Below are 23,466 nucleotides of genomic sequence, written 5' to 3' on the forward strand. Positions count from 1 at the left end.
AAAAGCTGTCAGTAATACCTGTTATTTCTATGAGATAATACATGATATTTAGCTAAAACTATACTCAAAGTAGGTTAATATGCAAAGTAGAATATACAAAAAGCCTATTGAAATCTTACTATTGCTCTTTATTTCGCTATAAGATGATAGTAATAATCGAACTCGCATATGATTACTTGCTACTTACAATAAAATAGCTCAATTAATTGGCGTGATTGGTATAGCAATGAAACTATTATATTCGAGCTTAATAACTTCAATTCTCCTGGCTGGATAGCAGCCACTGCTTAGGCGAAACGCCTAGTTTTTTTCTAAAAACGCGGGCTAACGCAGAGCCATTCTCATAACCAACCACATTCGCGACTAAGGCCACTGATTTGTTTTGCTTTAATAACCCTTTAGCAATGATAATTCGCCAATCGAGTAAATAGTCACCAGGACTTTGCCCTACTACACGTTTAAAAAGCTCTGCAAACTTAGACCGAGACATCAACGCAATATCAGCCATTTCTTGTAAGCCCCAAGGGTGCTCAGGATTTGACTGGATAGCTAATAAAACCTTTGATAGTTGTGGGTGAGATAATCCAGCTAGAAGCCCGTGCTGCATCATTTTATTATTTAATACAAAACGTAGTATATGAATAATGAAAACGTCTGTTAAGGCATTAAGCATAGGTAGTCGACCACAATTATCTTGAAATGCTTCATCAAATAAGCTTAAAGCGACTTGTTTAATTTTAGGGCATTGATTGAACTGAAAATGCAGCAATGTAGGTAAAGCTTCAGCAATCGGGTTAGAGTGAGCCTGATCATAAATGACATTTGCACAAACCAGTTTTGGTGGGTTGTCGTTACTACCAATAATACGATGTTGATTTGGCAATGGAATAAATATGACGGTAGGTTGATTAAATACTAATGACTGCCCTTGTTCATTAATAATGGTTATCTCACCACTCTGCAATAGATGCAAATGACCTTGGTTTGTTTGTTTTTCTAAATGACTTATTCCACAGAGAGCACCAGTAAAAAATACTTCGGTATTCATTGTGAAGCGCTGCAATATATTTGAAAGTTGATCCACTTTACTTCTTTCCCAGTCTTTTTGGACGATTGGGTTCAATATAAAGACTATTTCATCCCTTTCATAGAATAAAAAACAATATATTACTCACAAGCCAAGGGCGAGTCCTGACTTTAATAACTACACAACAGATTATTCAATTCATTAAAAGGGAAAAATTATGTCACTTTCATCAATTATTAAATCAACACTAGTAAGTACTGCATTATTAGCAAGCAGCTTAAGCTTCGCTGCGAATATCGAAGTAAATGCTAACCAAAATGACTTAGCAATTAAAGGTTACGATAGCGTTTCATATTTTACTAAAGGTAAACCAACTAAAGGCTCGGCTAAATATACAGCAGCATATAATGGTGCTATTTACCACTTTGCTAGCGCAAAAAATCGTGATCTATTTAAGTCTGAACCTGCTAAATATGCTCCACAATACGGTGGTTTCTGTGCTTATGGTGTGGCCGTTAATCAAAAATTTGATATAGAGCCAACAGCTTGGTACATCGAAGATAATAAGCTTTATTTAAACTTAGATAAAAATGTACAAAAAGAGTGGTTAAAGGATGTTTCAGGTAATATTGAAACAGCACAAGTAAACTGGACGGGCATCAAAGGTTTAACTGAAGCGCAGATCGAAGAACTAAATGATTAATATTTAATCTCGACTCTGGTTAATGGAAACTAAAAATCACATAAAGTCAGATAGTTAAATCATTTAATAGACAAGACTGCTATTTGTCCGTAGTTCAAGGCTAATGATTGACGCAATAATGGGTTATTGAGAAATAATTTAATGCAGAGAACCGCATAAATAGCGCTATTGACTCGCTTTTCTTATCCAGTATTGAGGTGATACCAATTATATTAAATAAATGTTCTAAACATTACGCTGGAAAAAATGACTTAGTTCAATGTGTAATTTAAGCCTTTCGTCTATTAACTTCGTTAATAGTCTATCGGAGGATTAACGGTAAGATCGCTAATTAGAGTGATTGGTATTGCTTATAATAAGTTAAAAATAATGACCATGATACACACAACAGGTGCGCTCAATATATGGACTCAATCATTTAAAAAAGACACTGTGATTATGTTAAAGCAGTCAATGGCTATCACGTGCACTTCTACAGTACTCTATGGCAGCTCATTACTTTTAATGTTTCATGGTAATAATATAGACCTGCCGACTTATAAAAAAATTGCACAAGATGAAGGGCAATAAAGCAAAAATAAGATATTTAAACGATAACACACTCTTCTAAGTAAAATAACATTAGTATTACCAATAGCTTATAAAATTATCTATAAACCTAAATCAGATAAGCTAGGGAAGTCACTAGGACGCTTTGTTCCTTCCCAAGTAAATAAACGGTCTTCTTCATTAATTGGTGAATCATTAATACAAGCAAAGCGTTTCTGCATTAGACCTAATTCATCAAATTCCCAATTCTCATTACCATAAGCTCGAAACCATTGGTTATCTTTATTACGATATTCATAAGCAAAGCGAACTGCAATACGATTACCACTAAATGCCCATAACTCTTTAATTAATTTGTAATCTAGTTCGTTTTCCCACTTAGCTGTTAAAAAATCAATAATTTCAGCACGACCATTAATAAATTGAGATCGGTTTCGCCACTCACTCTCCATGCTATATGCGTGCGAGACAGCTTCAGGGTCTTTATTATTCCAACCATTTTCAGCGGCTCTCACTTTTAAGGCCGCACTAGCAGCATTAAAAGGAGGTAAAGGTGGGCGTGCAATTTTCATTGTTAATCTCCAATAAATTACAAATAACCAATAGGTATATATTTATGATGAGTATTAATACCAATCGCAGTAAATAGCTTATCTATTTTGTTCTTTAAAACAGACAACATATTTAATGCAATCAGTATAAGATTTAAACAGTAGAATACCCTCTTTCTTATCTTTTTCCTACGAGGGAGAAGTATTTGGTACGATGAGTTTGGAAGATAGGCTTGATTGATAGCATTCAATAGAGTGATGGACGATAGAAATTTTTAGGTATAAAAAAAGGTGCTAAGCCATGCTTAACACCTTTTTAATTAATCTATTTGCATATTAAAAGTGGGATTACCAACCTTTAACAGCTCCACCTTTAAAGATTTCTAAAGCAGCTTGGTAAACTTCTTCAGATTGATAAGCTTTAACAAAATTTTGTACGTTTTCAGCCTTTACGTTATCTTCACGCGCAACAATTAAGTTAACGTATGGAGATTCTTTATTTTCAACAAATAAACCATCATGCTCTGGTGATAAATCAATCGAACTTGCATAAGTTGTATTGATGATTGCTAATGCAACATCATCTAATGAACGTGGAAGTTGTGCCGCCTCTAATTCAACAATTTTTAGGTTCTTTTCGCTGCTAACAATATCTAATACTGTTGCTTTTAGGCCAACACCTTCTTTTAATGTTAACAAGCCTTGCTTCTCTAATAAAATTAAAGAACGACCTAAATTAGTCGGATCACTTGGTACTGCAATTTGGTCACCGTCTTTTAATTCGTCTAACGATTTAATTTTGCTTGAGTAACCTGCGATTGGGTAGACTAAAGTACTTCCCGCTACTGCAAACTTGTAACCACGGTCAGTAACTTGCTGATCTAAGTAAGGTTTATGTTGAAATGCATTAGCATCAATTGAACCTTCGTCTAGGGCCGCATTAGGTGTGATGTAATCAGAGAAAGTTACCAATGATACGTCTAAGTTATATTTTTCTTTTGCTACTTTAGCTGCTATTTCAGCGACTTGGGCTTCAGCTCCAGCGATTACACCAATTTTTACTTTGTTGTTATCCACTGCTGGCGCTTCTTTCTCACCACAGCCAGCGAGTGCAAATACAGATGCTAAACCTAATACTGCGATTACTTTTTTGATATTAAAATTCATACATTTTCCTTTGAGATGTTGCTTTAATAAAACTTAAAATGAAACAATTAACGATGGTCTACACGCTTAACAAGGTAATCACCTAGAGACTGAATCAGTTGTACTAGTATGACCAGAATAACAATGGTGATCATCATTACTGTGGCATCGAAACGTTGATAACCATAACGAATACCAACATCACCAAGACCACCACCACCAACAGTTCCGGCCATTGCAGAGTAACCGACTAAAGTCACTAACGTAATGGTTGCAGCATTAATAATACCTGGTAGTGCCTCTGGCAATAATACCTTCTTAATAATTTGTAATGGCTTTGCACCCATTGCTTGTGCAGCTTCAACCAACCCAGCAGGTACTTCCAATAATGCACCTTCGACAAGACGTGCAATAAATGGGATCGCACCGATAGTTAAAGGTACGATTGCAGCTGCGGTGCCAATTGACGATCCGACAATGAAGCGAGTAACAGGAATTAGTGCCACCAGCAATATAATAAAAGGAATTGAACGGCCAATATTAACCACCACTCCTAAAATTTTATTCAAGCTAGGGCTTTCTAATAAGCCATTCTTTTTACTTAAATGTAATAACACGCCTAACGGAATACCGACTACAAAACCGATAAAACCAGAGGTGAATACCATCACTAATGTTTCCCATAATGAACTGACTAATAGCTCGATTAAACGTGTATTCTCAGCCCACCAAGTTACTACTGCATTAAATGACATAGCCAAGCACCTCTAGTTCAATTTTTTGTTGTTTTAAATATTCAATGGCTTTTTCTGCACATTCGTCAGGCCCGATAAATTCGGCCAACATTAAACCAAACTTTACGCCACCAACATAATCCATATTTGAACTTAAAATACTGATATCAATATTAAATTCACGAGCAACATGACTAATCACGGGCGCATCAACTGAAGCACCTGTAAACTCTAAACGAATTAAAGGATAGCTATTTTCAACTCGCGTATTGTGCAAACGCTCTTGGTAATCGGCTGGAATTGATAAGTCTAATGTTGAACGGATAAAGTCGCGTGCTAGCTCTGTTTTAGGGTGAGCAAAGATGTCCCCTACTAAACCATTTTCTACTAGCTTACCACCACCGATAATAGCCACTTCTTGACAAATACCTTTTACTACCGCCATTTCATGAGTGATAAGTAGAATAGTAAGGTTTAACTCTTTATTAATCTTACGAAGTAAATCTAAAATAGAGATAGTAGTGGCTGGATCTAACGCACTAGTTGCTTCATCACATAACAATACTTTAGGATCTGAAGCTAATGCGCGTGCAATCGCCACACGCTGCTTTTGGCCACCACTGAGATTAGCAGGATATACATCTCGTTTTTCCGCTAAGCCTACCAGCGCTAATAACTCTTCAACCTTACTTTTAATGTCACGTTTACTAACGCCTGCAAGTTCTAGTGGTAGAGCCACATTATGAAAAACAGTACGTGATGACAAAAGATTAAAATGCTGAAAGATCATGCCTATTTGTCGACGTGTATTAGTTAACTCTTGTTCAGATAGTTTGGTTAAATCCAAACCATCCAATAACACTTCACCTGAAGTCGGTCGCTCTAATAAATTAACACAACGTATAAGTGTACTTTTACCTGCGCCTGATGAGCCAATCACACCAAAAATACTGCCTTGTTTAATCGTTAGGTTAATATCTGAGAGAGCATTAATTGCCTTATCTCCCTGATAAAAAACCTTGTTTACATCTTTTATTTCTATCATCAGATTTCCTGAAATTTAAATACTGGTTACATATTAAGCATCATAGAAAATCTGTGAGCTAAGTTGTAATAATGAATGCATACTAAGCCATCTAGACGTCTAAATCAATTAATTAAAATAAACAAATTTAATTAATATTAATTGACTGGGCATTAAAAACTCAGTTAGTTGATTTTCACAAGGCAAAAAAAAACATCACCCTAAGGTGATGCTTTAAAAGTAAGATTTAGAAAGCGTTATTTTTTAAAACGACTAAAGCCAAATCCTAGTAGACCTAATGCAAAAATAGCCGCTGTTGCTGGTGCAGGTACATCAACAATTGATAAGTTAACATCCGCAACTTCTTGGCTAATAGCTGAATTTTTACCGCCGCCAGTCCAACTAATTTGAATGTCGTCACCACTAGTTGTTGTTGCAGCATCGAATGAGAAGCTATTAAAAATCCACTCACCTGCGCCTAATACTGGCTCTAAAATCCCGCTCAATGAGATATCTTGTGTCACATTGTAAACTTCTACCGTAGCGCCTGAAGCGTTACCACGTTCGCCAGCAAAAAACGTGAGTAAAAACTCTTGCCCAGCATCAACAATTGAATCCAGCGTAAATGTCACGCTTAATGTCTCATTGCCTAGGTCGTCATTTACTTCGATTCCACCAGGAATTTTAATTTCTGCAGTAGAAGCATCGTTATCATGATCATAAGTTTTACTCATGCTACGAACCTTAGCTCCATTTACACTATAAACTTCAAAGCCTTTACCACTTGTATCAGTCCATGAAGCGTCTGCAGAGTTGACTAGTGAAGAACTACCACCACTAAAATCTTCAGAAAAAATAAGGCTAGCATTAGCAACATTAAATAAGCTGCTTGCAGACAACAACACAGCTGCTGTACTAAATGTTGATAAGATAGTTTTCATAAAATATATCCTTTATTTACTAATCTTGATAAAAACCAAGACTTCCTTTTAAATTATTTGTTTATTGCCCAAATTATAGACTAGTTTAATCACATAACAAGTTTATATAGCGGCTAAAGTCACGATTCCAAACAACAAAAAACTTATAAACTACTGATAAAACTAAATTAATAAACTTTAACACCTATAACCTCCCACTTAGAGATACAAAACAACAAAATGTAAAACTAAAATACTCAGAAAAAGGAATTTAGAGAATCAGTAATGAGGGAATTTATTATTTATCCTTTAAAAACATAATATTAAAGTACATTTACAATAAAAATAAATACTACTCTTTATTGGTAATGCGTCAACAAATAGAGACTAAGGTAAATATAATCTATCAAATGACAATAAACTGAAAATTAAACACCTTAGCTCTGCACTGTGGGATTACTTTTTAAGAGGCCCTGTTGGCGCTTCTTGCTCACTTATGTAACCATCTTTATTCATATCCAAATAGTTAAATTGAGAGCGATTGCCATGAAACTCACTTACAGACACTCTGTTATCAGCATTTTTATCTAAGCGGTTAATAAAGCGATTAGGTGTTCCTGGGCCTTTCCCACCTTGTTTAATAGTTTTATTTTTTTTAACTTTTTGAGTGAAAACATGATGGCTGCTAGTGGTTGATTTCTCCTGTTCCACTCCTCCTCGCACACTTCGAACGTAGTTATAGACACGAATCATGTCACCTTGAGGACCTCTAGACATCGCTTTGCCGGTTTTAGGATCACTACGCTGTGCGCCTGCGCCATGTACGTCCATTACAGTACCATGCAGTTTCCCTAAGGCTTTCCCAAAGGCCACATAGGCAGCACCACTCTCCGGGACAGGTCCATCTAAGTGAGTGGTTGAACTCCAAAAATAAGGATAATCTTTTTCACCACTTTCATCTTTTATTACAGAGGTTGCAAAGATTGGATCTATCGCAGCAGAGTTAGTTGTATCAGGTGAACGAGTGTAGTCAAGAATACTTTGTAGCTCTTTGGCATTCGGTAATCGCCAGTCATCATGCCCACCTAATTGTAGCTGCTCTGAATAATCTAGAGCTTGTTGCCAGTTCATCTCTTGTTGACTATCCTGCTTTTGCCAAGTTAATCCCGTTGCATGGTCAGTAACCGTGCCATCACCATTGTCAATAAAGTTATTTTTTCCGTAAGCAGGATTCCCTCTCACAAATCTAAAGTACATTTTATTCGCTTGATGAGTACGTGGATGATATTTCGGATAACCTTTAATTCTGCCATCCACAAAGTTAACGCCAAAAATGGTTTCATCATTGTTCATGGTTTTGGCGACATACTCTGTACTACTCCATACCTGCGCATCGATTTCACGCTCACCTGCATTAGTATCGCCTAAGGGTTGTTTGAAGTAGTTGGTGTCGATAAAAGGCGTGATAGCTTTTTGCCCTTTTACAGCTCCTGTGAACTGAATAAGAGAATACAGCTCTTTAATGTTAGCAATACGCCAATCAGAATAACCACCTAATCTAAACTGTTTCACTTTTTGTAACGCTTCTTGATAGGTTAACTTTTCTGTCAGATCCTGTTGCCATTGTAAGCCAGTAACATTGTCTTGGATGGTGCCATCATGGTTATCGGTATAGGAAGGCTGATTAATCAAATACTGTGCATCCTGACCAAAAAATGCTTGATCTACACTTGGTTCGTTGATCACTTGATTATTGCTGTAAAATGCCACTTGCCCAGTATCAACCACTGGATAAGTGATATTGCTTGAAATGGGTTTATCTGCTTGATTAACTAGCATTAAATCTTCACCAAAAATAACCGGGCCTTGGTAGTTTTTGCGGATCTGTTTTAAGCTTTCTTTAGTATCAATTTCCCCCTTTAGAAAGTGCGTATAAACAAGATGTTTAACATCTGCTTGTGCTGCTAATAAACTAGAATCATTTAAATCTAAGTGAGCGCGTTTAATATGCTGCTTAGCTTTGTTTTGATTATCTGTGTTTTGGTTACCTTTGTTTTGATTACCTTTTCGCTTTTTAGGCTGAGTATTGGACATCACCATGCCCCCCGAGTCGATGATCATATAATCGGCATTTTTAGCAAACTCAGGTAAGGTATTTGAATAGGTTAAATCACCAGTGACCACAACAGATTGACCTTCATAATCAAAACGATAGGCAATGGTTGCAATGGTATGCGGCACCGCTAATGTAGACACATTTATCGCACCGATTTTGAACTGTTCTCCCCCTTTTAGTTCACTTAAATGAATGGCTTTTTTACGTTCATCTAAGCTTCTATTGGTTCTACCTAAACGGTAGCTTATATCTTCTTGATAGACGTTTAAGTTGGCTTCTGTAAAGTTCCTTGTATTTACTGGTCCCATAATATTAAAGTCATGATTAGACATTAATAACCCAATCATTAAAGGCACAAACTCTTCGTTATGGTCTAAATGATGATGGGTGAATAATAAGCTTGATAAACTGGAAATCGGCACATCTAGTTTATGCAAGTTAGCTTGTGTTCCATTACCCATGTCCACCAATATATTGGTTTCACCGTTACTAATAAGGACACTTGCACTGGCTCTTTGGTCATTATAAATAGGCGAACCAGAGCCGATAATAGTGGCTATTAAAGGTTGTGCTGCTTGTACAGTAGAGAGAAGCAGAGTAGTTAAGATAAGGCAGTTACTCATTATTATTTTTATCATACTGGTCACCTATTTTTATGAAATGGCAGTCAATATAAAATAACAATGTGCAAGAATAATGGAGAAATCTAAAAGATACTGAGAGCCGTACCCTTAATATAAATTAAGAATACGACCATTTTATGTAACGAGCGTAAGGAGCAAAATTACACTTTAAATTTATTGAGCTGTGCTGATTGTTCCTGTACCTGCTTATGCATTAGCTCAGCTTGTTTTGCTTGCTCATGTGCACCTTCAGCAACATCCTGACTGATATCTCGAATATTAGTGGTATTTCGATTTATCTCTTCTGCAGTCGCTGACTGCTCTTCTGCAGCGGATGCGATCTGGATATTCATATCGGTGATTTCAACAATCGCATTGCGTATAACCTCTAAGGATTCGTTGGCTTTAGCCGCTTCTTTTGAAGTCATTGTTGCAGCTTCTCTACTCTCTTTAATTTTACTTTCGGCTTTATGGACACCTGTTTGTAATTGTTCGATGGTCGATTTTATTTCACTGGTAGATTCTTGCGTACGTGATGCTAATGAACGTACTTCATCGGCCACCACAGCAAACCCTCGACCAGACTCACCGGCTCTTGCCGCTTCAATGGCAGCATTTAATGCTAATAAGTTAGTTTGATCTGCAATTTCAGTAATAACGGATAATATTGACTCGATATTATTACTAAAGTGAGTTAATTCAACCACGGATTCAACGGCAATTTCTAGGTGCTGTGCAAGTTCATTAATGGATTCAGTTGTATTAGATACCACCATCACACCATTCTGTGTTTCTTGGTCTGCGGTACTTGCAGATTGCGCTGCTATTTGTGCATTATTTGCTACTTCAGTAGAACTAGAAGCCATCTCATTCATTGCGGTGGCAAGTTGATCTAGTTCAGAAAGTTGTAATTGCAGCTCACGTGATGCTTTACCCGACTTTTCAGTCACTACATTAGCGCTAGTGCCTGTATCTTCAGCTAATGCTTTTACATTGATAATAATACCCTGAAGATTATCTACAAATTGGTTAAACTGTCTCGCTACTTCGGAAAACTCATCACGTGAAATGATTGGCAGCGTTTACTTAAATCACCATTACCGCTATTAATAGCGACTAATGATTGAGTCAGTAAAGCGATCGGTTTTAAGATAAACTTCATGGCGTAACTGAACACTAAAATACCAATGACTAAGCTGATTAATGCACCAATAAATGAGCTAACACCAATATGATCCGCTTCCGCCATCACGATATCAGCATCAACAACCACACCAACATACCAGTCGACACCACGTAATCCATTTAATGGTGTGAAGCTCACCCAGGTTGATTTACCATTTACTTCCACTTCCTGAATATCTTTAGTGAATGATAAAGATTGCCCAGCAAATAATTCACTGTAGTTTTTGCCATTATGATCTGTTTCAGGATGACTAATAATATTGCCATTTTTAGCCATCAAAAAGGCATAACCAGCCTCGTTAAAGTTTAATGTATTTAATGCATCTGATACGGTTTTCAAGCTTAAATCACCACCAAATGCTCCTTTAAATTGACCTTGGTAATTTAAGTTTGCAACCACTGAAATGAGTATTTCATTGGTTGTGAAGTCTATGTAAGGTTCAGTAATAACTGCTTTATTGGCACGCTTTGCTAAACTGTACCAAGGACGACTTCTTGCATCCCACCCATCAGGGTTCCATGAAGAATCATTACTAATTGGCTTTCCATTTGTCTCTAACCCACCAAAAACTAATAAAAAGTTATCTTTTAATACTTGAACATCAAAAGCATCTTGAATTCGCTGATTGCTAAAGTCACCATCTACTATTTGTGCCGTACTATCAATTAGCTCCAACTTGCCTGTTAACCAGTTAGTAATTTGTTGTGCTAATGCATCACTGGATTCTTTAATAGCACTGCTCGAATGGCTTTAAATTGTGCTTTTTACACTTTGATATTGAAACCAAGATAAAATAGTGATGGTGAGCGCTAATACTATTGATGAAACAAGTATGACTTTCCCTGATACTTTCATACATGACCTTTATTAATTATTAGTAGATAAATAACTGAATACCCATTATTTGTGTCTTGTATTTGTTGGTAGAAACACAACATTAAAACCTAGACATAAAACGTATCGGCCGAAAGATAAATAACTTAACTTAACTTAACTTATTTTTATCATTTATATGAAAGTCATCGCTTTAGGGTGCGGATGATGAAAAAAGAAAATCTGCATCAGAGTGAGTTGATTAGTGATAATCCATCGAGCAAAATGAACGACCACCAATCATTAATTGAGGGGGAATTTACAAAGGATGAAACATCGGCAATGGTTAGCACAATTTTACCAACATGCAGTTTGGCCAAAAAGACTTCCTGCGCAGTGGCGATAGATTGCATTGGAAAATTTTGCGCAATAACAGGTTTAATTTTACCTTGTTCAATGCAGCGTATTAAGTTTTGAAAAACCTCTGGCTCAAGTACAATACAGCCAAAGAAGCTTAAATCTTTAAGATACAATGTGCGAACATCTAACCCCACCTGCGTCCCACCAATTGCTCCCGAAACGGCATAGTGTCCTTTGGGTTTTAATAAGGTTAAAAATTGTGGCCACATATCACCAGCCACCAAGCCCACTACCACATCTACACTATTTTCAGCCAATGCCTCTACGATATCAGCATCTCTCGACAATACCTGATCTGCACCTAGATTTAATAGTTGTTGATTTTTACTTGGACTAGTAATAGCAATAACATAAGCACCACGTGCTTTAGCTAATTGCACCGCCGCCGAACCGACAGTTTATTAATACAGACCATACAGAAGAACTAGCGATGAATCTTGTAAAAATAGCGCTGAAGTGTGGTTTGCTGCTTCGGGTTATTCACAAGCAGATAGAATTTATGCACGCTTAACCTGGAACCCTTATTACAAAGAGTAAACGAAATCGATTAAACAGATTACAGATTCAATTGATCCCTAAAATGACTATATTAATAAGGTACTAGACTATTCTTAAAGCCAGTTGATATTTTCTTTGTTAGACTCAGTGCCCTTAACTTTAATGAGAGGCGCAAGAATGTCCAATATTGATGAGTATGATGTAAAGATATTAACCTTGTTACAGGAAAATGGACGCCTCACTAACCAAGAGCTCAGTGACTTAGTTGGTTTATCTCCATCACAATGTTCACGTCGCCGTATTAGTTTAGAGCAGCAACAACTGATTTTAGGCTATCACGCTCGCCTCGCACCGAAAGCATTAAAACAAGAGATGCAGGCTATGGTAGAAGTTAAGCTAATTAATCATGAGAATGAAAATGCACAAGATTTTCATCAATTTGTTGTTAATGAGCCGAGCATAATAGATGCCTATAAAACCACAGGTGATGCAGATTATTCGCTTAAAGTGGTGGTTTCTGATTTAGACAGTTTGAATGCGTTACTTTCTCGCATATTTCAAACTAAACTTATTTCACATATCAAAACGTCCATCGTACTTGAACGAATCAAAGAGAGTGGTATTAAAACTGCAGGCTAGTATAGCCAGTTCAATCTTAAGAGCTTGATTATAAAAGTGTAATCAGAGAAATATGATCTGCAAAATAGCCTTCAACTTGGCGTATTCAAAAGAGTGCTCTATTGTCACCTATAGCCTTTAAAAATTTTCTTCTCCTATCACCAAAACACACCTGTCATAGTCATAAAACCCGATACAAAAACCGCGCACCAAAACAGACAAAAACGCACCAAAAGCGCACAATAAAAACAAAATAAAACAAAATATTGCACAATTTAATCATCATGATATAAAGAATGCACAACTAACGCAAAAAAAATTAGGGCTATAAAGCATGTCAGATACTGGGCTAGTAGATAACATACAGGAAGTAACAACAAAACATCGGTGGTTTGAAGATGCAATGGCGATTTTAATTGGAACTAGTTTGGTATCATTTGGAGTTTTATTTTTAAAACATGCGGGATTACTAACAGGCGGAACCGCTGGATTGTCGCTGTTACTTCATTACAAACTTGATATTAATTTTGGTGTGGTGTTCTTTTTTATTAACCTGCCCTTTTATTATCTTGCACTACATCGTATGGGTAAAATGTTTACATTAAAAACTTTTGTTGCTGTGTTATTAGTTTCAGTATTCAGCTCTTTGCATGACCAATTTATTAGCATTGGAGCACTTAACCCTATCTATGCAGCTATTTTTGGTGGCTTTATTTTTGGTGTGGGCTTTATCGTATTATTTCGCCATAAAGCCAGTTTAGGTGGTTTTAATATTCTCGCTCTCTATTTACAAGACAAGTTTGCAATCAAAGCTGGTTGGCTATTAATGGGGGCAGACCTAACAATCATGTTAATTTCTTTATCTATTGTCTCTGTATATCAATTAGTTCTATCTATTTTCTGTGGAGTTGTATTGAATTTAATCATTGCACTTAACCACCGCAAGGATAGATATACGGTGTAATAAGGATAACCATACTCATTGAATTGATCAGTTTTGTGAATATTGACCAGAAAACATTAGCTTTGTACAGTCTGTCCCCCCTGAAGTAAGTGTTTAGTGGCAACAATGACATCGACGATTGAGTAGATCAACATGATCAACGAAGAGATCGGCACACAGGAATAGAGGACCCATTGCTTAATCTGAAAGGCAGTTGTCACTTGATTTGTCCTTAAGGTTAACTTCAATGAGTACCAAAATAAGATAGCCATAAAAATAGCAGAAATAAGTAAAATCAATAACTTATACAAATTCTGTAATCGTACATTACTAATACGTGGCGTTATCCAGTCCCCTACAGAAAAATGTAACTTGGCACACCATAAACCTGCCGCACCATAAAATACCAATGCAGCAAAACTCAATTCAATGATCTCATCAAACCAATAAAAAGAGTTAATGGTAATAACACTCTGGATAAAGTTTGCAGTCCCCTCCCACCCATGCGCAGATAGAAATTGAATTAAGTCGTTAATTAAACGTAATGAAATATTCGCAATCAACAAAAGAGCAAGAATTGAAAACATGGTAATAGCAATATATCGAAGTATTCTTTGAACCCAAATATCAATGCTTTTCAATAAACACACCATTACATTTCTCCCATAATAAGGTTAGGTAAAAATAAAGAAATACTCGGCACAAAAGCAATCAAGACTGTAATGATGAATATCATTAATAAATACGGCCACACCCTCTTAGCTAACGCTTGCATACCTACTTTTGCAAAACTATCGACTGCAAATAGACACATACCTACAGGTGGCGTTAAATTGCCAATCATAATCAACAATACCATCACGACACCGAAGTTAACTAAGTCAATATCAAACATAGTGGCAATCGGCATAAACAGCGGTAATGTAATTAAAAAAATGGCATTACCTTCTAAAAATAACCCCATGGTAAGTACTATGCCTATTACAATCCACATAACGATCGATTGTGTTGCCCCGAAACCAACTAAGGTTTCAATAACACTATCAGGAATTTTTTGATGGATAATCAACCAACCGAAAAAATTAGCTGATGCAATAATAAATAACAAACTAACAGATTGCGTAATAGACTTGTAAATAATGCCAGGCAATGCTGCTAGCTTTAAATCTCGGTAATAAAAGCCTAATAGCGCTGCATATACACAAACCACAACGGATGCTTCAGTAGGAGTAAAAAAACCGCTCATAATGCCACCAACAATTATAACTGGTGCCATCAATGGCCAAAAAGCACCATTAAAAGATGATAAGCGCTCTCTAAATGTAGCTTTATTGTCAGCACAGGGATAATTTTTACGTTTTGCCAAAATGCCTAAAGCAACCATCATTCCGACTGCCATTAATACACCGGGTATAAAACCTGCTAAGAATAAACGAGCCACGGATACACTGGTAATTGAACCGTATAAAACAAAGGGAATACTAGGAGGAATAACAGGGCCAATAACTGAAGAGGCGGCTACCAGAGTTGCCGAGTCCGCAGGATCATAGCCTTGATCAACCATGGCTTTATGCTCTATTTGCCCTAACCCAGCCGCATCCGCTACAGCAGAACCCGACATGCCAGAAAATATAACACTAGCAACAATATTAACTTGCCCGATACCACCAGATATATGGCCAACCATGGTTTGTGCAAAACGAAAAATACGATCGGTAATACCACCTGTATTCATCAAATTTCCAGCTAGAATAAAAAATGGAATCGCTAATAATGTAAAGCCCGTTGTGCCGTAATACATGCGATGAGGTAACATGGCTAATAGTCGTGCGTCACCAAGGCCAACAAAAAAAATGACCGATGTTAAACCAATGGCCACCACCACTGGAACGTTGATCAACAGTAAGAAAATTAAAAGCCCGAATATAGCTAAGGTCAACATAGAGGATTACCTGTTGGTGATTTCTAATGTATTAATAAAGATATAGTGCTCCCATCATTCAATGAAGATAATTAGCACTAATAAAGCGAGTCATTTTTAATATAGAGTTTTCAATAACAGATTGATTGCAATCTATAAATAAACGGCTTCTTGATACATTAGTAAGGTTAAAATATTTCACCTATACTCTAATAACAAGTCAGGCGAAATAGATAGTTTGTACAAGCAATGCTAGTTATTTAAGAGACTTAGTCATCTCAATCCATTTATCGAAATTAGCAGCCCCTACTTTCTTTTTAATTTGTTCATAAGCAGGCCCCATCATTGCTTGGAAAGGTCCAAGATCAGGTTCATCAATCACGATACCTTTAGCGCGCATATCTTCAATCTGTTTTAACTCCTCCTCTCTCATTAACTTACGCATTAACAAACGAGCTGAATCAGACTCTTCACGGACAATTTTACGCTGCTCATCATTCAAACGGTCCCAAGCGTCTTTAGAAACCACATGAACCATTGAGCTATATAAGTAATTAAGGATTGAAATGTATTTTTGAGATTCATACAGTTTTAAACTATAAATCACACCAATTGGATTTTCCTGGCCATCAACCACACCTTGGCGCATAGCCATCACCAATTCACTGAACGAAATAGTTTGTACATTTGCGCCAATTGCTTGCATTGCAGCTTGATAGGTCATTGCAGGTGGTGTTCTAATCTTTAACCCTTTAACATCTGCAGGTGATAAGATAGGACGCACAGAATTAGTCAGTTGACGAAACCCCCAATCCCAACTAGATAAATAAACTAAACCTATTTTATCTAACTCAGGTGTAGCCCAATCTTTAAAAGGACCGTCTAAAACTCGATCAGCATGTTCTGCATTGGTTAATGAAAAAGGGATACTCACTGTATCAAATAATGGAACATGTTTTGCCAGTTGATCCTGTCCTGATAGGCTCATATCAACAACCCCCATTATTACTTGTTCAAGTACTTCTGGAGGACTCCCTAAAGCATTATTAGGATAGATTTCAACTTCAACTTCACCATTTGTGCGAGCCTCAACCTGCTTTGCAAATTGCATCGCCGCAATGTGTGAAGGATGGCTTTCGGCACCAAAATGACCGAGTTTAAACTCAACTGCCGCATAGGTAGTAGATACCCACGCTAAGCACAATGCTGAAGCCAAACTTTTTTTAAAATTAAAACGCATAATTAACTCCTAATATAATCAGTTATCTTCCATTATCTGAATGTTTATATCGTTAAAACATTCTCTATACAGCCCTATTTCTTTGTTCAAAAAGTAGAACTTCGTACCTAGCGATTACCGCGTTCCAGTAAAAACTGATCAAAAGCGATAAACATCAATGAATACCAAGACTTTTAAATTAGAAGGTAGTATTCACTAAAAAATGATTGCCGAATTCCATGTACAAATAACTTACGAAACAGATAAATCTAAAAATATTAATAAAGTTAAAACGATAGTTTAGCCACTAAATTTAGTGGCTAGACTTAGCTACTATTAGCAAATGACTCAAGTTTTGAAAACAAAAAATTAATTAAAATCACGGGTAAATAAAATATGAATACAATTTATTTGTTTGATCTTTAAAGGTTATTTAAACAACCTTAAATGACACTTTGTATTACAATAATATAACAAAAAAAAGGCCCTAAAAACTCAAAGCCCGCTCTCACTTTTTGTTTGATTTTTATACGATAAAGTGAGTAAGCGCTCAGTAAAGATCTAAAGTAGATAAATATTGGATTAAGAAAAATTAAATGTTTACTCTAAAATTAAATACCCAGTTTAAATAAAGTTGCTACCAACCTGTGTAAATCAAATAAGGTTTTAACAAAAGTTATCCTACTTATTTCACTTGTTGTGGATATGACTTAAGAATATGATTTAATTATTTTTTATTTGAATTAAAAGGTAGGTCATTATCTCTTACTCCCCTGTTTCTTATTCGTGCTCTGATTGTAACTTTACAGGTTATGAGAGTTGGGCTTCTTATCAATATGTTGGCCTACCAGAAAGAGAACCACAAACTAAAAGCGCTTGGTGTGATAAGTGTGACACTATTGTACAAGGCGCTTTCCCCTATCTTGAAATGTATACGACTATGAAGCGAGAGGAAGCAATTGATGAGATCAAACACTTAAAAAGCGCATTATTTTATCGCTTTTCTAAAGAAAAGAAAAAACAGGTAAATGACCAACAGAAAGTAATAGCCCAAGAAGAAAAAGCGATGCAGGCGAAAGTTAACTATTTTAATAGTTCTACGTTTAAACCTATATGTCTATCATGTGCTTCTCACCAAATAAGAAAATTAAAACCTTTTACAACTTACATGGATCATTATTTTTCGATTGCTGATGTGCCACCTGAACCAATGGGAATAGAACATTCATGCGGGGGAGAAATACAAGCAAGTATTGAAGCACGATTTAACCTGAACCCCAATTATAAACCACGAGTGATTAAATTTAATGAGCAAGGGAGAGTAATTAATTAGGAATAATTAAAGAATCCATGGCTGTTATCAATAAAGGAAAAGCATTGGATTTATTTCTGATAAGTTATTATATGAGGCTGTTAATATAAAAATAAATTACAAAGGAGATAAAAGAATTAAAGCAATACAAATAAAAAACGGCTCTGCCAAAGGAGAGCCGTCAATCAATATAGCGAATGCAATATTGAGTTTATACGTTTGTTTTACGTCTGTAAGCAAAAGCAATAAGTGCAAAGCCTAGTACGAACAGCATGCTTGGCTCTGGAACAGAAGCAGTACCACTCCAAATTACACCCGTAGCATCATTTTTTTCATTATCCACAGCAAAAGTAAGTTTACTGTCAGCAGTGATTAACAATGATGAGAATGAGCTGTCGTAAATGTCGTAAACACTTTTCCACGCTTTTTCAATATCAGTATCTTTAGAGTTAAAAATAACCGTATCACCAATAGAAACAATTAAATTATCATCATATGAAACAAATAATGATGTTAAGTTATAATCATCAACACCTGCTAAATCTACTTCGTAATATGAGAAACTACTACCATCCACTTCCCATGCATCACTTGGTTGAATCCATGTTGCACCATCTAACGCAGTACCTGTTGGATCAATCCAGTTTTCATCATCATCTGTATATGTAGTTGTAGGGCTAGTACTGTCAGATACATCATCTACACTTGAGTAAAAAGCAATTGCTGAAACATAGGTACTTGATAATAGAAGTACAGCTGTTAGCGTTGATTTTAATAAATTCATATTGTTTCCTTAATATTATGAATAGACATTTTACAACTAATAATGCACTAAACATGCCAAAATTTTAAACTGTTGTTTTAAAGTAATTTTTTATTGTATTTTCATTTTTAAAAGATAAAAGTGTTAAAAAACCCGACAGATTAAAGTTATGATATTTTGATAAAAAAAACACTGATTTTAATCGTAAAGATATCTCTAAATAGTGCCTAAGCTTGATGCTAAATACTTTGGCAGGTACTCCCACCTATTGATATTCAGATAATAAATTAGTGGATATTATCTTTTGATAATCTTTATCCGCTTAAATTACATATCAACAAAAACTAATAATTGGATAGATGCACTTTTAAAAGCAGAAGGCTTATAGTGCAGATACAATAAAGCCCCAACTATTGTTGAGGCTTTATTGAGAATATGGTGCCCGAGGACGGACTTGAACCGTCACTCCTCTCGGAAACGGATTTTGAATCCTGATAATTCAATTTATTATGGCAGTGTAGAGTAGTTAACTCCTTGTTTCAATTGATTTCGGTTGTTTACAGTTTATTCGAGTTTAAGAGGGTTTACGCCAAATTTACGCCAAAAAAATAATGGAATTGAAAATAAATACGATACTCACTTTCGTTTTAAATATGTTGAACAAGTTAATATAAAGTGCAAAGAAAGCTCTTTGGATAAAAATTAAGAGCACTGAGTTTGGCATTTTTAATTTCAGTGCTCCTTCTAACTTTTAAGCTGCTTCACTTAACCTCAAGCTTTCATAATAATCTGCAGCTAATGCCGTCATCTTGAATTCGGCTTCTATACCAGCAATTTTTTCAACAGCTTCCTTGATATCGTCTAAGTCAACACTAAAGAACTCTTTACGAAGGTTTACTGCATTAACTCTCTGAGAACTGAATTCTCGATGTAGTGCCGTTTCCAGTGCCGGTGCATCTTCTGTATAAATCATAGCATGCACATCAAATGGAAATGGTACGCTAGCATCACCAAGCTCTTTGACCCTATCCATAGGCTCTAACCTACGTGTTAAACCGATCTTGTAAACATTTTCACCAAATGAACCGATATTACTTATTACATAAACATGACCTTTACGAGTTTGTTCAGCCATACTCTTAGCGCGTTCCTCTTTAGTTTTAGCTTCAACTAACTGCTGCTCTAGAAGAGCTATTTTCAGTTCCATTTCACTGCGCTCTTGAATACTCGCTTTAGCTAGTTCTTCATGTGCTTTATCCAGAAGGTTTCGGAACATTTTTTCTTCTTTCTCTGCATCAGCTATTGCTTTTTGAAACTCTTTTATTGCTCGTTGCTCTTCTTTAATCTGTTCTTTGATCAACTTCTGTTCTGTAAGCTCTTCTTGTTTCTTAAGTGTATAATGATACTGAAGTTTACATTCTTCGAATTTAAGTTCGATGTAGGCAATATCAAAGCCACATTCAAGGGTCGCTGCTGATTTCTCTAGGGTATTAGCTAACTTCTCTATTCGCTCTAACGTTCGGCCGAATGAGCTAGGAGACAATTTACCAATCAACATGTCACATTCAATATTAAATGCTGTGAGCATTAGCTTAATTTGCCCGTTAAGAATTTTCTTATTGAATGCTTTATCGTTAGAAATAACTGTTGATTCAGGGAAGGTGATCGCACTCTTATCTTTGATCATGTCTTTCTGTTGCTGTCTGATGTCTTTAATTTCTTCAGCATATCGAATAGATGTCTCGTATAGATATTTTGGCATCTCAAAATGACCATGAGCAGTGTATTCATCAAGTCGAGAATAGAGATCTATGTCTCCCATAAGTTCATTGAGATCAAGTTCACCCTTATTAATATTACTATTCAGTTCATCTAGATTAAGCTTAATAATTTCAAAAGTTTCTTTCTGCTCTTGAATACTCAGTTGAAGTGCTTCATCTTGCAGCTTTAAAGCCTGTAGTTCAGCGGTCTCAGTATTAATAGTAGAGAGTTCTTGTTTAGCAATTTGTGTAGATTCTTTTACTGATTCATGTGTTTTTGTCAGTACTTCAAGCTCTTCCTTCGCTTTTGTTAGAGCTTCATCTAGAGACTTATATTTATCAACTTTTTTGTCTGCTGCTCGTTTTGTAAATATGTAGGTGAGCAAAATCGCTACAAGAGCAATACCTACAAATATCAGTATATTATTATTCATTGTTTATCTTAAAACCTCTTGTATAAATTGCTTTCTAAGAGCTGCACGATCTTCACAACGTTCTAGGTATTCTTCATTTGCACTTATAAGCGCATCTTTAAAAGCTTGCTTTGTTGCTGACTTTTGTAACTTCACATGCTTCTTTAATTCTCGTTCAGCTTCACGTACAGATTTCTGATGTTCTCTAACAGCTTGCGCTTGAGCCCGTTGGCGAGATTTCTCCCTACGCTGGGCGTCACGAACGGCTTGCTTGTTTGCACGATCTATTGCTTTAGCAACCTTTACAACTGCTCTTAAGCCACTACCTCGTCTAGCCAATGTTTACCTCCTTTAAATTAACCAATACTCAACTAGTGATAATAACATGATCATACTCCTTGACTTTTTATTTACAAAAAATAATTTAGATTTATAAATCACAATGAGCACGAAAGACAATTAACTACACCAACATAGTGTTTTGAGTTAAAAACACCATCATTACGAAACAGTTATAAGGCCTAAAACTTCAATGCCCTTCTATACGACTTATTCAATCATCCACCTGATCTCTACAACTTTATAAATTCATAAGTTAATTCCCTTTCTTATCTTTATAACGGATGCAGAAAGATGAATAAAATCTTGAATCAAAAATACAAAAAGAGACATAAATCACAAAAAATCAGCGTAAACCGCTCTATCACTCTGTTTTATAGAATTTATAGTCACTTCCGAACTGCAAACAACTGCAGTGTGGAGAAACAAAACTATGACTGACTTAGAACAATTTAATGTACACGTAACGAACCTCAACAACTGGCAACCTATGACTAAGGTTTCAGAGGTTTTCCCTCAATTTACACAAACACAATTAAAGCGTTTGTTTTGGCAAAGAGAACAGCACAAAGGTTTATCTACTTGTTACAAGCAAGTGGGTAAACGTGGGTATGTTTGCTTGCCATTATTTGGCCTATGGCTAGCGGGGAAATTAACAGGATAAATCAAATAACGGATAAAAAATCCTACACGAAGCCCTTGTTTACAGTAGCTAAGGAAAATGTTGGCGTAAACAAGGCGTAAATAAACGTAATTTTAAGCATATTAAGACCAAATTGAAGATTTTAATAAAGCTAGCAGTGCTTAAGAAATTAAGCCCAAAAGAAGGTACTAATTAACATGAATAGTAAAGTTCTATTATCAACCAAAGAAGTCACTAAACTGATTAATCGTTCAGAGAGCACATTATATCGTTGGTGGAAAATTCAAGGATTTTTTCCTGCGCCAATATTATTAGATAACGGCAGAGCATGTGCTTGGACAAAAGAGTCAGTAGATAACTGGTTAGCGTTGAAGTCCACGACAATAACTTAATACTACTCAGTTATTGATGATAAATGACCGAAAGTGAATGGTAATGAAGCCTTACGAATACATTTGCAAGGCTTCTACCCTATTCTGTTAGCCTTTAACTACCGCTGAACCCATACAGCACAAGGCTTACACGCTTCTAAATTGCTGGGGTTAATAATATCTAGGAATTATAAGTTAATTAATATGTCCAAATATAAAAGTGAAAGCCCTATTTTTAAAAATAATAAAAAGTTATTCAGTGTTAATGCTGGAAAAGGAAAACCGATATTTACTAAGCAGATGGGCAAGATAATAACTCAAATTGAAAACTCTTTAACTTGGTATAAACGCGTCTTTATCGTAGTCTTTGATTTACGAGTAAAAGTATTTACATTGGATAACAAATATATGAGGGTCTTACTGAGTAAATTACGCTTCTATATTAAACAGTATTACAAGACAGAAAGATTCGGCTACTCATGGTGTAGAGAACAATACAGAGCACTAACACAACATTACCATATGGCATTAATGTTGGATGGTGCGAAAATAAAATACCCTCATAAACTCCTCAATACAATTAAAAGAATGTGGAACGAAATAACAAATGGAGGCCATTTATTTACCCCAAAGCACTGCTATTACATAATACATAGAGAAATGAAGTCGGTAGATGACAATACAAAAGAGAAAGCAATTTATCGAATATCTTACCAAGCAAAAGTTAAATCAAAAGGAAAGAATACAGCAAAAGCGAATGACTACGGAACCAGCCAAATCAAAGCGAAACTGACATGACTTTATAGCGTTATCGAGGCTCAAAAATAGAGTTGTTTTCAATTGAGCAGTGACCA

23 protein-coding genes and 1 pseudogene are annotated in these 23,466 nt (G+C 35.9%); 8 read left to right on the top strand and 16 right to left on the bottom strand.

Going from position 1 to position 23,466, the window contains the following annotated elements:
• Positions 1-256: 256 nt before the first annotated feature.
• Positions 257-1,084, bottom strand: a complete 828-nt coding sequence (locus tag V5290_RS06065; RefSeq protein ID WP_333382878.1) for an AraC family transcriptional regulator — start codon at positions 1,082-1,084, stop codon at positions 257-259.
• A 160-nt stretch (positions 1,085-1,244) separates the two neighbouring features.
• On the opposite strand from V5290_RS06065, the gene V5290_RS06070 reads away from it, so the two are divergent.
• A complete protein-coding gene (locus V5290_RS06070; RefSeq protein ID WP_333382880.1) occupies positions 1,245-1,730 on the top strand; it encodes a YHS domain-containing (seleno)protein in 486 nt (161 codons plus the stop codon).
• A 369-nt stretch (positions 1,731-2,099) separates the two neighbouring features.
• Positions 2,100-2,300: a hypothetical protein gene (locus V5290_RS06075; protein WP_333382881.1), complete on the top strand. Its 201-nt coding sequence runs from the start codon at positions 2,100-2,102 to the stop codon at positions 2,298-2,300.
• Between the two features lie 80 nt (positions 2,301-2,380).
• Here the strand turns inward: V5290_RS06075 and V5290_RS06080 are convergent, their stop codons facing one another.
• From V5290_RS06080 to V5290_RS06120, 9 genes and pseudogenes are all read right to left on the bottom strand, one after another.
• The gene (locus V5290_RS06080; RefSeq protein WP_333382883.1) at positions 2,381-2,851 is read right to left on the bottom strand and encodes a nuclear transport factor 2 family protein; all 471 of its coding nucleotides are present in this window, start codon (positions 2,849-2,851) and stop codon (positions 2,381-2,383) included.
• A 327-nt stretch (positions 2,852-3,178) separates the two neighbouring features.
• Positions 3,179-3,997 (bottom strand): MetQ/NlpA family lipoprotein, encoded by an 819-nt coding sequence (locus V5290_RS06085; protein WP_333382885.1) that lies wholly within the window; start codon positions 3,995-3,997, stop codon positions 3,179-3,181.
• A gap of 47 nt (positions 3,998-4,044) precedes the next feature.
• Positions 4,045-4,731, bottom strand: coding sequence for a methionine ABC transporter permease (locus tag V5290_RS06090; RefSeq protein WP_333382887.1), 687 nt, complete (start codon positions 4,729-4,731; stop codon positions 4,045-4,047).
• Complete coding sequence (gene metN / locus V5290_RS06095; RefSeq protein WP_333382889.1) at positions 4,721-5,755, bottom strand: methionine ABC transporter ATP-binding protein MetN; 1,035 nt, start codon at positions 5,753-5,755, stop codon at positions 4,721-4,723. The genes V5290_RS06090 and metN overlap by 11 nt, the downstream gene beginning before the upstream one ends.
• A gap of 236 nt (positions 5,756-5,991) precedes the next feature.
• Positions 5,992-6,675 carry a PEP-CTERM sorting domain-containing protein gene (locus V5290_RS06100; RefSeq protein ID WP_333382891.1) on the bottom strand — a complete coding sequence of 228 codons (684 nt, stop codon included), beginning with the start codon at positions 6,673-6,675 and terminating at the stop codon, positions 5,992-5,994.
• A 435-nt stretch (positions 6,676-7,110) separates the two neighbouring features.
• Positions 7,111-9,408 (bottom strand): DUF1566 domain-containing protein, encoded by a 2,298-nt coding sequence (locus V5290_RS06105; protein WP_333382893.1) that lies wholly within the window; start codon positions 9,406-9,408, stop codon positions 7,111-7,113.
• 146 nt (positions 9,409-9,554) lie between these two features.
• Positions 9,555-10,472, bottom strand: coding sequence for a methyl-accepting chemotaxis protein (locus V5290_RS06110; RefSeq protein ID WP_333383145.1), 918 nt, complete (start codon positions 10,470-10,472; stop codon positions 9,555-9,557).
• Complete coding sequence (locus V5290_RS06115; protein WP_333382895.1) at positions 10,436-11,254, bottom strand: cache domain-containing protein; 819 nt, start codon at positions 11,252-11,254, stop codon at positions 10,436-10,438. The genes V5290_RS06110 and V5290_RS06115 overlap by 37 nt, the downstream gene beginning before the upstream one ends.
• A 479-nt stretch (positions 11,255-11,733) precedes the next feature.
• Positions 11,734-12,207: pseudogene (locus V5290_RS06120) on the bottom strand (zinc-binding dehydrogenase); the annotation flags it as partial.
• Between the two features lie 280 nt (positions 12,208-12,487).
• Here V5290_RS06120 and V5290_RS06125 point away from each other — a divergent pair.
• A complete protein-coding gene (locus V5290_RS06125; protein WP_333382897.1) occupies positions 12,488-12,949 on the top strand; it encodes an Lrp/AsnC family transcriptional regulator in 462 nt (153 codons plus the stop codon).
• 313 nt (positions 12,950-13,262) lie between these two features.
• Positions 13,263-13,892 (top strand): YitT family protein, encoded by a 630-nt coding sequence (locus tag V5290_RS06130; protein ID WP_333382899.1) that lies wholly within the window; start codon positions 13,263-13,265, stop codon positions 13,890-13,892.
• Positions 13,893-13,948: 56 nt separating this feature from the next.
• Here V5290_RS06130 and V5290_RS06135 read toward each other — a convergent pair whose 3' ends face one another.
• The 3 genes from V5290_RS06135 to V5290_RS06145 form a co-directional block, all read right to left on the bottom strand.
• Complete coding sequence (locus tag V5290_RS06135; protein ID WP_333382900.1) at positions 13,949-14,524, bottom strand: TRAP transporter small permease; 576 nt, start codon at positions 14,522-14,524, stop codon at positions 13,949-13,951.
• Positions 14,524-15,813, bottom strand: coding sequence for a TRAP transporter large permease (locus V5290_RS06140; RefSeq protein ID WP_333382902.1), 1,290 nt, complete (start codon positions 15,811-15,813; stop codon positions 14,524-14,526). Before V5290_RS06140 ends, V5290_RS06135 begins: the two co-directional genes overlap by 1 nt.
• A gap of 235 nt (positions 15,814-16,048) precedes the next feature.
• Positions 16,049-17,032 (bottom strand): TRAP transporter substrate-binding protein, encoded by a 984-nt coding sequence (locus V5290_RS06145; RefSeq protein ID WP_333382904.1) that lies wholly within the window; start codon positions 17,030-17,032, stop codon positions 16,049-16,051.
• Between the two features lie 919 nt (positions 17,033-17,951).
• On the opposite strand from V5290_RS06145, the gene V5290_RS06150 reads away from it, so the two are divergent.
• Positions 17,952-18,344, top strand: a complete 393-nt coding sequence (locus tag V5290_RS06150) for a hypothetical protein (RefSeq protein ID WP_333382905.1) — start codon at positions 17,952-17,954, stop codon at positions 18,342-18,344.
• A gap of 190 nt (positions 18,345-18,534) precedes the next feature.
• Here the strand turns inward: V5290_RS06150 and V5290_RS06155 are convergent, their stop codons facing one another.
• The 3 genes from V5290_RS06155 to V5290_RS06165 all read right to left on the bottom strand — a co-directional run bounded on the left by V5290_RS06155 (position 18,535) and on the right by V5290_RS06165 (position 21,598).
• Complete coding sequence (locus V5290_RS06155) at positions 18,535-19,107, bottom strand: PEP-CTERM sorting domain-containing protein (RefSeq protein ID WP_333382907.1); 573 nt, start codon at positions 19,105-19,107, stop codon at positions 18,535-18,537.
• Positions 19,108-19,837: 730 nt separating this feature from the next.
• On the bottom strand, positions 19,838-21,280 hold the full coding sequence (locus tag V5290_RS06160; protein WP_333382909.1) for a DUF4041 domain-containing protein: 1,443 nt from the start codon (positions 21,278-21,280) through the stop codon (positions 19,838-19,840).
• Between the two features lie 3 nt (positions 21,281-21,283).
• Positions 21,284-21,598 (bottom strand): hypothetical protein, encoded by a 315-nt coding sequence (locus V5290_RS06165; protein ID WP_333382911.1) that lies wholly within the window; start codon positions 21,596-21,598, stop codon positions 21,284-21,286.
• A gap of 433 nt (positions 21,599-22,031) precedes the next feature.
• Between V5290_RS06165 and V5290_RS06170 the strand changes: the two genes are divergently transcribed.
• The 3 genes from V5290_RS06170 to V5290_RS06180 all read left to right on the top strand — a co-directional run bounded on the left by V5290_RS06170 (position 22,032) and on the right by V5290_RS06180 (position 23,410).
• On the top strand, positions 22,032-22,262 hold the full coding sequence (locus V5290_RS06170) for a hypothetical protein (RefSeq protein WP_333382913.1): 231 nt from the start codon (positions 22,032-22,034) through the stop codon (positions 22,260-22,262).
• A gap of 176 nt (positions 22,263-22,438) precedes the next feature.
• Complete coding sequence (locus tag V5290_RS06175) at positions 22,439-22,633, top strand: helix-turn-helix transcriptional regulator (protein WP_333382915.1); 195 nt, start codon at positions 22,439-22,441, stop codon at positions 22,631-22,633.
• A gap of 183 nt (positions 22,634-22,816) precedes the next feature.
• On the top strand, positions 22,817-23,410 hold the full coding sequence (locus tag V5290_RS06180; RefSeq protein WP_333382917.1) for a YagK/YfjJ domain-containing protein: 594 nt from the start codon (positions 22,817-22,819) through the stop codon (positions 23,408-23,410).
• Positions 23,411-23,466: the final 56 nt, after the last annotated feature.

Origin of the sequence: Psychromonas arctica, from assembly GCF_036697365.1 — a bacterium.
Classification (GTDB): Bacteria; Pseudomonadota; Gammaproteobacteria; order Enterobacterales; family Psychromonadaceae; genus Psychromonas; species Psychromonas arctica_A.